The organism is Gemmobacter nectariphilus DSM 15620 (assembly GCF_000429765.1).
GTDB classification, from domain to species: Bacteria; Pseudomonadota; Alphaproteobacteria; order Rhodobacterales; family Rhodobacteraceae; genus Wagnerdoeblera; species Wagnerdoeblera nectariphila.
Genome location: NZ_KE386949.1, coordinates 401,463 through 415,019 on the forward strand (window position 1 = coordinate 401,463; position 13,557 = coordinate 415,019).

Here is a 13,557-nt window from a genome sequence, read left to right on the forward strand (position 1 = left end):
TGAATGGATGAAAATTTCTGCCTCAAAAGTCTCTCTGCCGCTGGGGACGGCAGAGCACCGGGACCGACTAGCGGCAATAGCTGAGCGTGTAATCGCCCACCCGGAATTCGTAGAACTGTTCCTCGGTCATGCCCGAGCTGCCCGACAGCCAGTCGCCATACTGCGGCGGCATCGGGTAATCGCCGCCCGGCTGGCGGAACCGGCAGATCGCGGCCAGCGCCATGTCGGCGCCCGGGTACATCGCGATGAAGGTCTTGGGCGGGCGCGGCTGAAACCGGATCGCCCAGTCGGCGGGGATCGGGATGCCGATATCGTCCAGAACCTCGCGCATCACCGGCTCGGGCACCCTGGCGGGGTCCAGCTCGCCCAGCGCCATCTTCAGGATCAGCCGGCCAAAGCGGGCAAAAGCGGCGGAATCGGGCACCTGCATCAGCAGGCTGGGGTCGGATTGCGTGCAGTCCAGCGCATAATCCTGCGACAGGATCGCGATGACCTCGTCCTTGGTCAGGCTGCCCGTCATATCGGGCGCATCGTTCGTCTGGCTGTCATTCATGGATCTGTCCTTCTGTCCTCGCGCCTTGTTTTTCGGCGACCACCGGGCGGCGCGTGCCCGATGGACCTGTTCTGTCACCCGGCCGCAAAGGCCACGAGTTCGGCCATGGTCGCGGGCATCGCCGGACCGGACGGGTATAGCTCTTGCCACAGGGCCGTGGCCGCGGTCCTCAGACTGACCTCGCCCCCGAACCCCGGATCGACAAGGCCCGAGGCAAAGGTCTCGGCCACGATCAGCCCGCCGACCGGGCCCAGCTTGTCGCCATCCGTAAAATGCCGCGCCTCGGCCAGGATGTAGAAGAAAAGCGGGCTGCGCTGCGCCAGAAAGGCAATGTCGGCCTCGGTCAGGCAGCGCTCGCCAATGCAGCCCGCGGTGCGGCCGGCGCGCAGCATCCGCTCCAGCGCATCCGTGGGAACCACGTCGCCCGCATTGATCCGCCCGGCCTGCACCAGCCGGCGCGCCAGCGCCTGGCCGGTGGGCAGACGCGCCATCACGCCCTTGGCCATCGTGCGCCAGCCAAGGCCAAGCCGATGGCCTGCCAGCGCAGGCAATTCGGCGGGCGGTGCGATGCGGGTCGCCGCATGGGTGCGCAGCGGCTCGGCAATCGTGGGACCAAAGGGGCGGGCGCGGTTCATCCGCACTGGCCGATCAGCCCCCGGCAGCGGGTCAAGGAACATCGACCAGTCGATCACCCAGGTATCGTCGGCCGGCAGATCGCGGGTCGGGTGCATCCCGAAGAAATCCATCAGCCGCTCCAGCCGGGCCTGGCCCGAAGGACCGCCCGCCGAATGCACCGCGCTGAAGTCGTAGACCGGCTGCACCATGGCATGGCCAAAGCGCAGCACGGCCAGTGCCGCCTCCAGCCGCACACCGGCTGCGGGCGCGGGGGTGTCCAGCACCGGCAGCGCAGCATCGGGCAGGATGCGCGGCAGGAAATCCTCGCGCAGGATGCGATGATAGATCGCGGTCAGGATGCAGCGCGCAGCCTCGAAGGGGCGGGCGAACAAGCGGCTGTGCGCCCGCCCGTCAGCCGCCAGACGATGCGCCGCATCGTAAAGCCGGTTGTGCGTCTTCATCATCAGCACGACGAGCTGGCTGATCATCAGGTTGTCCGCATTGCGGGTATCGGCCAGCAGCGGGTCGAACCGCTTGTCGCCGGGCGCCGCCCCCACATCGGGCCCAAGGGCCAGCCGGGGGATATCCTCTTGCCTGGTTGGCTGGCCAAGCCGCGCCGGATCACCACTGCTGTCGCGCATCCAGCCCAGGCGGAACCGGGCGCGGTGCTCGGTCTCGTCGGTGGGCTCGAAGAAGGCGGGGCTGCCGGCCGGGCCGCCCCCATACAGCGAGGCCAGATCCAGCGCCGCGCTCTGGATGCTGCCGAACTGGCGGCGCGGCAGGTTGCGGTCCAGCGTGGTGCGGAAGCTGGCAGTATTCACCAGATCGTGGATGGCGAACTGGCCAAGGTAGGTATAGCCCGCCGGCACCCGCCCGACACTGCCTGCCACCTTCAGCGCGCCGACATGCATCTGCGTCGCCAGCCGCGCCAGCATTGCCAGCAGATCGGGCAGCGCAACGCCGCTGGCCGGATCGTCCAGCAGTTCAGAGGGCTGATAGTCGAACATCGGCTCATACCGGTCGAACCCCGGCGCCGGCTCGGCGCGGTCGGGCGCGGGCTGGGCCGCAATCCGCAGCCATTCCTGAAAGACCAGATCGAACCCCTGACCGTGTCGCATGGTGCCCTCAGGTTCCCTTACATGCCGCGAAGCGCCGGCTCGGCCGGCTCGGGGCGATCAAGCAATGCCAGCGGCGTGGCCTTGGCGACAAGCGGTGGCAGATCGGTCGGCGGAAGCCCCAGAACCATATGACGCAGGCGCGCCCAGTCCAGTTGCGATACCGGCGTGTTGCGATCAATTTCCGAACGACACACCACATGGTGGAGTGAAGGGTAGCGCGCCCAGACATGGCGGATCAACTGGGCGAGTGCGGCAACCTGCCACGGCGACGGGGCGCCCCCCGGTGCCTGCGGGTCCGCCGCCAGCAGCACCGACAGCGTGACATGGTTCAGCCGGGGGCGCCCCGCAGCGATGGCGGGATGGGTCAGGCGGGCCGGCAGATGACGCGCCGCGCGGCCTTCGGGGGCAATCGCCCAGATAAAGCGGCCGTGCTGGTCTTCGGCCGCGGCAGGCACGATCCAGTGCCAGCTGGCGCGGCCCGCCTGCATCAGCGACAGGGCCTGATCGGTTCCCGCCTTGCGCGCGCAATGCACCACCAGCGCCTCGACCCCGAACACCGGATCCCCGGCCGAACGCAGGGTCGAGCGTTCCCATATCGTGCGGATCCCCGGATACGGCTCGACCGCAAGCGGCGCCGACAGCGGGCGCTGTGCGGCCGGCAGCGAAAACTGGGAGATACTCACACGGCTCATGTACATTGCAGGCCTTTCGAAGGGCGGGGCGCCGCGGCACCATCTTGCGGCAGGGACATGATTCGCACAGGGCGCGTGATCGCAGCGTGATTGCGCCGGCGCGGCAGGAGACAACGGTGAGGCCAGAGGATTTCGCAGCTGCTGCCATGGCGTTGCAGGCCGGCGCGGCCCAGGTGGCCATCGCGGGGTTTCCCGGCGGACTGGGCGCGGCAATGGCGGCTCATGCGGCCCTGGCCGGTGGCTGCACCGGGCTGTTCCTTGCCCGCCCGCCGCTGGCCCCTGGCGCGGTGATCTGCGGTGCCAGTCACGCGCCACTGCCCGGCCAGCGCGCCCATGCCGCCGGGATTGGCCCGACCCCGCAGGCCGCCTTTGCCCGCGCCATGGGCGAGGTGGCCGAGGCGCGGGCGCTGTATCGCCGCCCGGACGATCCGCGCCTTGCCGCAGATGGCCGCCTGCCCGTGATGGATGCGCAGTTGCGTCCGGCCGGGCGGATCGCCCCCGATGGCCTGCTGCGCGGGCCGGTCGGGGCTGCCGATGGCACGGGGCTTGGCGCCGGTCCCGACACGGCCACCGCCGCGCGATCCGCCCGGCACGAGGCCATCGAGCGCCACGCGATCGCCCTGTGGTTTGCAGCCAGGGCCCCTGCCCGCCCCCTGCCCGCGCCGCCCGCGGCCCTTGCGCTTGAAGCCGCGCTGCGGGGCGCCAGCCCGGCGCCTCGGCTGCGCTATCTGCTCTTGCCAGGTGCCTCGGCGGGGCTGGTGGTGATTGCGGCGCTGTCCGCAGGTCCCTGGGGGGTGATTCCAGGATATGGCTGCGCCGCCAGCCTCGCCGAGGCAGCCTGCAAGGCCGCGACCGAGGCCGTGATGGGCGAATTCGCCCTGCATCTGGAACAGCGCGCCTTGCACGAACAGGGCATTACACCGCCGCCGGGCGGGTTCGGCGCACGCGCCGCGCTGCTGGCGCGCCGGCCTGACCTGACCGACCCGGACCAGGGCCCTGGCCCCGTGCCGGGCCCCGATTGCCAGCCACGCTTTGCCGTCCTGTCGTTGCCCGGCGACGGGCTGGTCGTGCTGCGCGCGCTGGCACCAGGGCTGCTGGTGCCCATGGGGACCCCCGGCCCGGTGTGACCGCTCGGGCCGCGCGCGCAAGGGTCCGGCCCAGAGGCGGGCATTGCGCGAACCACGCGGGGGACGCGTCGGTCCCCTGCGATCCAGACCCGGATCCGGGGCAAAGCCCTGCCGCGCGATCGCGCCGCGCATCAGCCGTGCCACAAGGATCGTGCGCCGGTCACTGGAATCCCCCCCCCGCTTCGCCCCGATGCTGCCGTGCGCCCGAACCAATGATCCCGACAACATCTTGTGGGTGCCGCGCGGCCTTTGCCGCGTGACATCATCCTCTGGATCGTCCCCCGGCCGATCTGCCCCCCGTTCGGGGGGGGATGCGCCCCCGGATTTTCACGCTACCTTGGGAGGACGCGATTCTTGGATTCATTGACACCCCCATGCCCCGTTGGCTGACCTCTCCGATTTTTCTGCTCATGGCCGCCGTGGCCCCTGGCCTGCTGGCCGTCGCGGCAACGCTGGTGATCGCGCTTGGCCAACCCTGGCTTGGCGTGACACTTGGGCCCGATCCGGATGGAGGGGCGGTCAGGATCATCGAGGTTGACCCCACCGGCCCGGCCGGCCTTGCGGGACTGACGCCCGGAACACGGCTGATCAGTGTGGCGGCGGTGCCGCTCGATGGCGGGGATCTGATCGAAGAGCCCGACATGCTGGCCAGTTTCGCGGCCTATGATCGCTTCATCGCGCGTCAGGGCCAGCTGGCCGGTGCGCTGCGCGATCCGGCCGGGGTGCGGCTGACCACCGGCGCGGGGCCCCATGACTTGCCCGGCCCGCTGCCAACCCGTCCGTTCTGGACGCTGCCCGCCGTGTTCTGGATCCAGCTGTTTGTCGGCCTGTTCGGCTATTGCGCCGGAAGCTGGGTGCTGGGCCTGCGCCATAGCTGGGCCGAGCGGTTCCTGTGGCTGGCGGGGGTGGGGCTGATGCTGTCCGCCCATGCCGCAGCCGTCTATTCCACGCGCGAGCTGGCGCTGCCGGCGGCGGAATTCCGGATCCTGTCGGGGCTGAACCATCTGGGCGCCCTGATCTTCGGGGCCGGGATGATCGGGCTGTTCCTGTCCTACCCTGCCCGCCTGGTGCCCTCGCACTGGCTATGGACACCATCGGCGGGGCTGGGGCTGTGGTGGCTGGCGAACCAGATGCGGCTGCTGCCGGACCCGGCTTTGGGGTTCCAGTTGCCGGTTGTCATCGCGCTTGGCGCGATCGCGGTCTGCGTGGCGTTGCAGTATCGCGCCGCACGCGGCGATCCACGGGGCCGCGCGGCCTTGCGGTGGTTCGGGCTGGCAGTGCTGATCGGGGCCGGGGCCTTTGTCATCACCGTGATCTTTCCGATCCTGCTGCATCTGGATGCCCCGCTTTCGCAGGGCTTTGCCTTCCTGTTCTTCCTGCCGATCTACGGGGGCCTTGCGCTGGGGGTCGCGCGCTATCGGCTGTTCGAGCTGGAGGACTGGGCCTTTCGCATCCTGTTCTACCTTGGCGGCATGATGCTGCTGCTGATACTGGATGCCGCGCTGATCGTCATGATCGCGATGGAACGCGCGCCGGCCTTTGGCCTGTCGCTTCTGGCCGTTTCACTGCTGTATCTGCCCATGCGCGACGGCCTTGCGCGGCGGTTCATGCGCCGCCGGACCGAGGTTTCGGGCACGCTGTTCCGCCAGATCACCGATGTGGCCCTGACCCCGCCCGGCGCCTCGCGGCTGGAGAGGTGGCAGGCGCTGCTGACCGGGGTGTTCGACCCGCTGCACATCCGCCCGCTGACCCGCTCGCCCCAGGCCGCCACGCTGGCCGAAGATGGCGCCATGCTGGACATTCCGGCGGTCGACTCGTTGCCGGCCCTGCGACTGGAATGGGCGCGGCACGGGCGGGCGCTGTATTCGTCGCACGATCAGGCGCTGGCGTCGGAAATGGTCTCGATGCTGGATCAGGCCGCCGCCAGCCGCCGCGCCTATGAAACCGGCGTCACCGAGGAACGCGCCCGCATCGCGCAGGACATGCACGACAACATCGGCATCCAGCTGATGGGCGCGCTGCATTCGGCCTCGGCCGAGCGCAAGGATGCGCTGATCCGCGAGACGCTCAGCGATCTGCGCGACATCATCTCGAATGCCAACCGCGCCGATCTGGGGCTGGACGAGCTGCTGGCCGATCTGCGGGCCACCCTGGGCGAGCATCTGTCGGCGGTCGGCATCGCGCTGGACTGGTCGGTGCAAGGCGATGGGCCGGCCCGGCTGGCCCCCCGTCAGGCCCATGCGCTGCGCTCGATCCTGCGCGAAGGTGTCAGCAACGCCCTGCGCCATTCCGGCGCCGCGCGGGTGGCGGTGACGGTGCGGGCGGCCCCCGACCGGCTGCATGTGACGATCGAGGATGATGGCCGGGGCATGGCCGGCGCCTCGCCTGCGCCGGGGGGCGGCAACGGGCTGTCCAACATGCGCTCGCGCGCCGCCGGTCTGGGCGGCGAGATCAGCCTTGAGACAACAGCGCAGGGCGGAACCCGCGTGCGCGCAACCCTGCCCGTCACCCGCGTGGAGACCCCGGCATGAGATCGGTCCTGATTGTCGAGGATGTTGCCGAAACCCGCCGCTGGCTGGGCGCGATCGTGCATGCCGCCTATCCCGGCGCCCGCCTGACCGAGGCCGCGACCCTGCGCGCGGCCCAAGGCCACCTGCGCGACAGCTTCGATCTGGCGCTGATCGACCTTGGCCTGCCGGACGGTAGCGGGCTGGATGTGCTGCGCGCGCTGCGCAACCAGCAAAGCGGGGCGCTGTGTGTCGTGACCACCGCGATGGGCGACGATGCCAGCATCGTGGCGGCCCTGTCCTCGGGGGCCGATGGCTATCTGCTCAAGGAACAGCCCGCCGAGGTTCTGTCGCGCCAGTTGCTGCAACTGGCCACCGGGGTGCCCGCCCTGTCGCCTGCGGTCGCCCGGCGCATCATGGAACATTTCCGCCTGACCGGCCCTGCCGCCGCCCCCGACGCCAACCTGACCCAGCGCGAGACCGAGGTTCTGGGCCTGATCGGGCGCGGGATGCGCAATACCGAGGTCGCAGCGGCCCTTGGTCTGGCCGAAACCACGGTCGCCGGCTATATCAAGGCAATCTATCGCAAGCTGGGGATTTCCTCGCGCGCCGAAGCCTCGTGGCATGCGACCCGCATGGGCCTTGCCGCCCGCCCGGCGGGCGAGGGATAGATCAGGTGCCGCAACGGATTCCCTTTTTGGTCCGCCCGGCATAAGGTGCGCGCATGAATGCGCTGCCCGCCGTCACCTTTTCCGACGACCAGGCCGAAGCCCATGACCGGGTTTCGGCCCTTTTGCAGTCGGCGGGGGTCGATCTGGACAACGGGCTTTTGCTGCCTGCGGACGGGCCGGGGGGCGGGGTGCTGGCCGTCACCGGCAAGGCCGGATCGGGCAAGACGATGCTGCTGGCCACGCTGGTCAAGGCACTGACCGAGGCCGGGCTGGAGCTGGTCTCGGGCGATTACGAAGGGCGGCGCAAGAAAGACCGGCGCACGCTGGCCGTGCTGGCCCCCACCAACAAGGCCGCCAGCGTGCTGCGCTCGCGCGGGGTGCCGGCGACCACCATTCACCGCATCCTCTATACCCCGATCTACGCGCCGGAATATGAACGACTGGCCGAATGGCTGGCCGGCACGGGCGAGCGGCCGGTGATGGAGGAGCTGACCGATCTTGCGCTGGACCGCGCCAAGGCGTTCTACGAGACGGTCAAGTCGATCCCCGGCGCGCTGGCGGCCGCCGGCCTGCGCGGCAGCGATTTCATCAAGGGCTGGAAGCGGCGGGAAGAGCCGCTGGACATCGGCTTTGTCGATGAAAGTTCCATGCTGGACGAGCGGCAGTTCGAAGACCTGAAAGAGATCTTCCCCACCCTGGTGCTGTTTGGCGACCCGGCGCAGCTGGCCCCGGTCGGCCTGTCGGGCGAGATGGTGTTTGACCGCCTGAAACCCGAGCGGCGCATTCACCTCAATCGCATCCACCGCCAGCAGGACGGCAACCCGATCCTTGATCTGGCCCATGCGCTGGCCGATCCCGATCTTGGGTTCGAGGATTTCGAGCGCATGGTCGAACGCGCTGCGCGCAATGACGATCGGGTGCATCTGGCCCAGCGCGTGGACAGCGACCTGATGGCCCGCTCGCCCGTGCTGGTCTGGCGCAATGCGACGCGGATCCGGCTGATCACCGCCTTTCGCGCGGCGCATGGCGCACCGGAGACCGAACTGCTGCCCGGCGAGCCGCTGATATGCGACGGGATCGAGCTGCCGCTGAAGCATCGCAAGAAGCGCATCGACCTGGAGGCACGCGGGCTGATCAAGGGGGCGCAGGTCATCTATCTGGGCCCCGGCAAGCGCGACGGCTTTGCCCGCCTGCATGTATTTGGTGCCGAAGAGCCGCAGATCTCGGCCGCCTCGATCATCAAGATCGAAAAGCCGGACGAGGAAGAGCCCTTCATCCCGTCGGCCGCGCGGATGGGGGCGGCGTTCCTGCATGGCGCTGCGGTGACGATTCACAAGGCGCAGGGCAGCCAGTGGCCCGAGGTGCAGGTCTTTGCCCCCGACCTGTGGGCTGCTGCGGCGGCCGGGCGGTCCGAGGCCGGGATCCCGCTGTGGAAGCGGCTGGCCTATGTGGCGATCACCCGGGCGGAAACCCGGCTGCACTGGGTGGTCCGCAACCGGCTGGCCCGCCCGCAGCATCCCCTGTCGGTCGACGATCTGCGTGGCCCGGCGGCACCCTTTGCGCTGGAGGCGACAACCGAAGACCAGGAGTGATCGGGCGGTGCCGTGCGGCTGGTTGTCACCCTCGCAGGGGGCATTCTGCCCCCTCTTGGCCTTGCAGCCAATTCACCCCCGGAGGGTATTTGAAAAAAGGCAAAGAGTGGCGGTCGTTTCCCGGTCCTGCGATGCCGATTGGCGCTGGCGCCGATTGACCTGCAGGGCCGATTGATTCAGCATGATCCCGCGCGCGCGGCCGGGCACGGAAGGTTTCAGCCATGGAATTCAGCATCAACATTACCCGCCCCGAGGGCGATCCGAAATCGGGGCCGATCACTGTTGGGTGGTTCCTGAGCGAGGACAAGGGCGCGGTGATGTATTACCCGCCCGAGCGGGTCAGCTTTCGCCAGACCAACCGCACGCATTCCAAGTCGGCCGCCCGCTGCCCTGGGGTGATCCAGCTGGAAAGCCGCTATTTCATGGTGCGCTGCCCGTTCGATCTGCACATCGGCTTTGGCCGCGATGCCAAGGGGGTGCCGCATCTGATCAACCGCGCCGGGCCAGCGGGGGCTGTGCGGTCGAACAAGCTGGGGCAGGTGCTGACCCTGGTGAACGAGGTCGAATGGCGCTATCCCGACCGGCCGACGGTGCAACTGTCGCTGCCCTACTGCTTCGTGGCCGAGGAGATGTGCTATATCACCCAGCTGGACGCTTTTGCCCATTACCGTCCCGTGCCGCTGCCGGGCACCATCTTTGGCGGGCGCTTTCCGATTCATGCCTGGGTGCGGCCGCTGATGTGGGCGTTCGAATGGCACGACACCAGCAAGGATCTGGTGATCAAGCGCGGCGATCCGCTGTTCTATTGCCAGTTCGAGGGCGACGGCCCCGACCGCCCGATCCAGGTGGTCGAGGTCGAGCGCACGCCCGAGATCGAGACCTGGGTTCAGCAGATGTCGGGCGTGGTGAACTATGTCAACCAGACCTTCGGCCTGTTCAAGGCGGCCGAGGCGCTGCGGCCGGCAGAGCTGTTGAAGCCGAAGAAATAGCAACCCGCCGCCCGTGCCATTGAACGCGCGCCCGATCAGGCGCATATCCTGACGCCTGATGCGGAGCATGGAATGACACTCACCAGCCAGGACGATCTGGACGGTCTGCAAGAGGTCGGCCGGATCGTGGCCAACACCTTGCACGGCATGGCCAAGGCCATCGAGCCGGGGATGACCACGCGCGAGCTGGACGATATCGGCCGTGCCATGCTGGAGTCGGCGGGCGCCATCAGCGCCCCGGAACAGACCTATGGCTTTCCAGGAGCCACCTGCATCAGCGTCAACGAGGAAATTGCCCACGGCATCCCAGGCGATCGGATCATCCGGACCGGAGATCTGGTGAATATCGACGTCTCGGCATCCAGGAACGGGTATTTCGCCGATACGGGCGCGACATTCCGGTCGGGCCCGGTTCCCCTCGCGCTGGACAAATTGTGCCGCGATGGCAAGCGCGCCATGCAGATCGGCATCGCCCAGGTTGGCGCTGACAAGCCGCTGGCTGGAATTGGCGCCGCCATCGGGCGCTTTGCCTCGGCGCGCGGCTATACGCTGATCCGGAACCTGGCCAGCCACGGGGTGGGCCGGGCACTGCATGAATATCCCGAAGAGATCGCCACCTGGCCGAACCGCCGTGACCGGCGGCGCATTCACAAGGGGTTGGTCCTGACGGTTGAGCCATTACTGTCGATGGGCGGACTTTGGGCAACGCAGGGCGACGACGACTGGACGCTTTACGCCGAGCCGCGCGCCCCGGCGGTGCAATACGAACATACCGTCGTTGCGACGGATCGGGGCGCCATCATCGTCACCCTGCCCCATTGAAACGGGCTGGCGGCGACACGGCACGGATGGCAACCACGCCTCGGCCTTGGGCCGGGGTCTCGACTGCACCGCTGGGCCAGGTCGGGGGCCGATTGACCCGATCTGGCAAAATCGCCTCTGGCACACTGTCCGGGGTGTTGCATTTCCGCCGCGCCCTCCCCACTTGAGCCTTGAGGCCGACAGGCCCCGTGCCGGAGATCCGGGCGGGCGGGGGCGGCGCTTGAGAAAGGGAGATACCGATGAATTTGGAAAAGTTCACGGAGCGTTCGCGCGGGTTTCTGCAAGCCGCGCAGACCATTGCCATGCGGGAAGGCCATCAGCGGCTGGCCCCCGAACATCTGCTCAAAGCCCTGATGGATGACGATCAGGGCCTTGCTGCCAATCTGATCCGCCGTGCCGGCGGCGCCCCCGAACGGGTGGGCGAGGCTGTGGAGCTTGCCGTGAACAAGCTGCCCAAGGTCTCGGGTGGATCGGGCGAAGTCTATACCGATCAATCGCTTGTGCGCATCCTGACCGAGGCCGAGACGCTGGCCAAGAAGGCCGGTGACAGCTTTGTCCCGGTGGAACGCATCCTGATGGCGCTGACCATGGTGCCCAGCAAGGCCAAGGACGCGCTGGATGCCGGGGCCGTCACGGCGCAAAAGCTGAACGGCGCGATCAACGACATCCGCAAGGGCCGCACCGCCGACAGCGCCAGCGCCGAACAGGGCTATGACGCGCTGAAGAAATATGCGCGCGACCTGACCGAAGCCGCTGCCGAAGGCAAGATCGACCCGATCATCGGCCGCGACGAGGAAATCCGCCGCGCCATGCAGGTGCTGAGCCGCCGGACCAAGAACAACCCGGTGCTGATCGGCGAGCCGGGCGTGGGGAAAACCGCGATCGCCGAGGGCCTCGCGCTGCGCATCGTCAATGGCGATGTGCCGGAATCCTTGCGCAACAAGAAGCTGCTGGCGCTGGACATGGGCGCGCTGATCGCCGGGGCGAAATACCGCGGCGAGTTCGAGGAACGGCTGAAATCCATCCTGTCCGAAGTCACCGCCGCAGCGGGCGAGATCATCCTGTTCATCGACGAGATGCACACGCTGGTCGGCGCCGGCAAGGCCGATGGCGCGATGGATGCGGCGAACCTGCTGAAACCTGCCCTTGCGCGGGGGGAATTGCACTGCGTCGGCGCGACCACGCTGGATGAATACCGCAAGCACGTCGAAAAGGACGCAGCCCTTGCCCGCCGGTTCCAGCCGGTCATGGTCAGCGAGCCGACCGTCGAGGATACCGTGTCGATCCTGCGCGGCATCAAGGAGAAATACGAACTTCACCACGGGGTGAAGATCGCCGACTCGGCCCTGGTCGCGGCTGCCACGCTGTCGCACCGCTACATCACCGACCGCTTCCTGCCCGACAAGGCCATCGACCTGGTGGACGAGGCCGCCAGCCGTCTGCGGATGGAGGTCGACAGCAAGCCCGAGGAACTGGACGCGCTGGACCGCGAGATCCTGCAAAAGACCATCGAGGCCGAGGCGCTCAAGCGCGAGGACGACATGGCCAGCAAGGACCGGCTGGAGAAGCTGGACAAGGAACTGTCCGAGCTGCAACAGAAATCGGCCGAGCTGACCGCCCAGTGGCAGGCCGAGCGCGACCGGCTGGAAGGCAACCGCGAGCTCAAGGAGCAGCTGGACAAGGCCCGGGCCGAGCTGGACATCGCCAAGCGCGACGGCAACTTTGCCAAGGCCGGCGAGCTGCAATACGGCCGCATCCCCGAGCTGGAACGCAAGCTGGCCGAGGCTGACAGCCACGAGAACGCCAAGCTGGTGTCCGATGCCGTGCGCCCGGAACAGATCGCTGAAGTCATCGAACGCTGGACCGGCATTCCGACAGCCAAGATGCTGGAAGGCGAGCGCGAGAAGCTGCTCAAGATGGAAGAGGAGCTGGGCAAGCGCGTGATCGGCCAGCGCGAGGCGGTGGTCGCCGTGTCGAACGCGGTGCGCCGTGCGCGGGCCGGCCTGAACGACGAGGGGCGCCCGCTGGGCAGCTTCCTGTTCCTGGGGCCGACGGGCGTGGGCAAGACCGAGCTGACCAAGGCGGTTGCGGAATATCTCTTTGATGACGACAGCGCGATGGTGCGCATCGACATGTCGGAATTCATGGAGAAACACGCCGTTGCCCGGCTGATCGGCGCGCCTCCCGGCTATGTCGGCTATGACGAAGGCGGTGTGCTGACCGAAGCCGTGCGGCGCCGGCCCTATCAGGTCGTGCTGTTCGACGAGGTGGAAAAGGCCCACCCCGACGTGTTCAACGTGCTGCTGCAGGTGCTGGACGATGGCGTTCTGACCGATGGTCAGGGCCGGACGGTGGACTTCAAGCAGACGCTGATCGTGCTGACCTCGAACCTTGGCAGCCAGGCGCTGAGCGTCCTGCCCGAGGGGACCGACAGCAAGGCCGCGCGGGCCGAGGTGATGGAGGCAGTGCGGGGGCATTTCCGCCCCGAATTCCTGAACCGTCTGGACGAGACGATCATCTTCGACCGGCTGACCCGCGACAACATGGACGGCATCGTCGAAATCCAGTTGCGCCGGCTGGCGAAGCGGCTGGAAGGGCGCAAGATCGTGCTGGACCTGGATCAGGGGGCCAAGGACTGGCTGGCCGATGCAGGCTATGACCCGGTCTTTGGTGCCCGCCCGCTGAAGCGGGTGATCCAGCGCCATGTGCAGGATCCTCTGGCCGAGCTGCTGCTGTCGGGCGAGGTGCTGGACGGGGCAACCGTTCAGGTCACCGCCGGGCCCGAAGGGCTGTTGATCAACGGCCATGTCGGTGGTCGCCCGCCCCAGCCCCCGCGCGAAGGCGTGATGCTGCACTGACTGCAGAACGGGG

The 13,557-nt window shown here is 68.2% G+C and carries 10 protein-coding genes; 7 read left to right on the forward strand and 3 right to left on the reverse strand.

All coding sequences use genetic code 11. The annotated features are described in order from the left end of the window. Positions 1-67 precede the first annotated feature (67 nt). The 3 genes from G481_RS0120645 to G481_RS24770 all read right to left on the reverse strand — a co-directional run bounded on the left by G481_RS0120645 (position 68) and on the right by G481_RS24770 (position 2,978). Positions 68-553 carry a hypothetical protein gene (locus G481_RS0120645; RefSeq protein WP_028031687.1) on the reverse strand — a complete coding sequence of 162 codons (486 nt, stop codon included), beginning with the start codon at positions 551-553 and terminating at the stop codon, positions 68-70. Between the two features lie 74 nt (positions 554-627). Next, positions 628-2,286, reverse strand: coding sequence for a peroxidase family protein (locus G481_RS0120650; protein WP_028031688.1), 1,659 nt, complete (start codon positions 2,284-2,286; stop codon positions 628-630). Between the two features lie 17 nt (positions 2,287-2,303). Then, positions 2,304-2,978, reverse strand: coding sequence for an N-acetylmuramoyl-L-alanine amidase (locus tag G481_RS24770; protein ID WP_154664704.1), 675 nt, complete (start codon positions 2,976-2,978; stop codon positions 2,304-2,306). 116 nt (positions 2,979-3,094) lie between these two features. On the opposite strand from G481_RS24770, the gene G481_RS25295 reads away from it, so the two are divergent. The 7 genes from G481_RS25295 to clpB all read left to right on the forward strand — a co-directional run bounded on the left by G481_RS25295 (position 3,095) and on the right by clpB (position 13,544). After that, positions 3,095-4,105 (forward strand): YcaO-like family protein, encoded by a 1,011-nt coding sequence (locus tag G481_RS25295; protein ID WP_154664705.1) that lies wholly within the window; start codon positions 3,095-3,097, stop codon positions 4,103-4,105. Between the two features lie 374 nt (positions 4,106-4,479). Beyond that, on the forward strand, positions 4,480-6,636 hold the full coding sequence (locus G481_RS0120665; RefSeq protein ID WP_028031690.1) for a sensor histidine kinase: 2,157 nt from the start codon (positions 4,480-4,482) through the stop codon (positions 6,634-6,636). Beyond that, a complete protein-coding gene (locus G481_RS0120670) occupies positions 6,633-7,283 on the forward strand; it encodes a response regulator (RefSeq protein WP_028031691.1) in 651 nt (216 codons plus the stop codon). Before G481_RS0120665 ends, G481_RS0120670 begins: the two co-directional genes overlap by 4 nt. 53 nt (positions 7,284-7,336) lie before the next feature. Beyond that, positions 7,337-8,875: an ATP-dependent DNA helicase gene (locus tag G481_RS0120675; RefSeq protein ID WP_028031692.1), complete on the forward strand. Its 1,539-nt coding sequence runs from the start codon at positions 7,337-7,339 to the stop codon at positions 8,873-8,875. A 221-nt stretch (positions 8,876-9,096) separates the two neighbouring features. Continuing rightward, a complete protein-coding gene (locus G481_RS0120680) occupies positions 9,097-9,864 on the forward strand; it encodes a hypothetical protein (RefSeq protein WP_028031693.1) in 768 nt (255 codons plus the stop codon). A gap of 72 nt (positions 9,865-9,936) precedes the next feature. Beyond that, positions 9,937-10,686, forward strand: a complete 750-nt coding sequence (gene map, locus G481_RS0120685) for a type I methionyl aminopeptidase (protein WP_028031694.1) — start codon at positions 9,937-9,939, stop codon at positions 10,684-10,686. Between the two features lie 239 nt (positions 10,687-10,925). Beyond that, positions 10,926-13,544 carry an ATP-dependent chaperone ClpB gene (clpB, locus tag G481_RS0120690; RefSeq protein WP_028031695.1) on the forward strand — a complete coding sequence of 873 codons (2,619 nt, stop codon included), beginning with the start codon at positions 10,926-10,928 and terminating at the stop codon, positions 13,542-13,544. Positions 13,545-13,557: the final 13 nt, after the last annotated feature.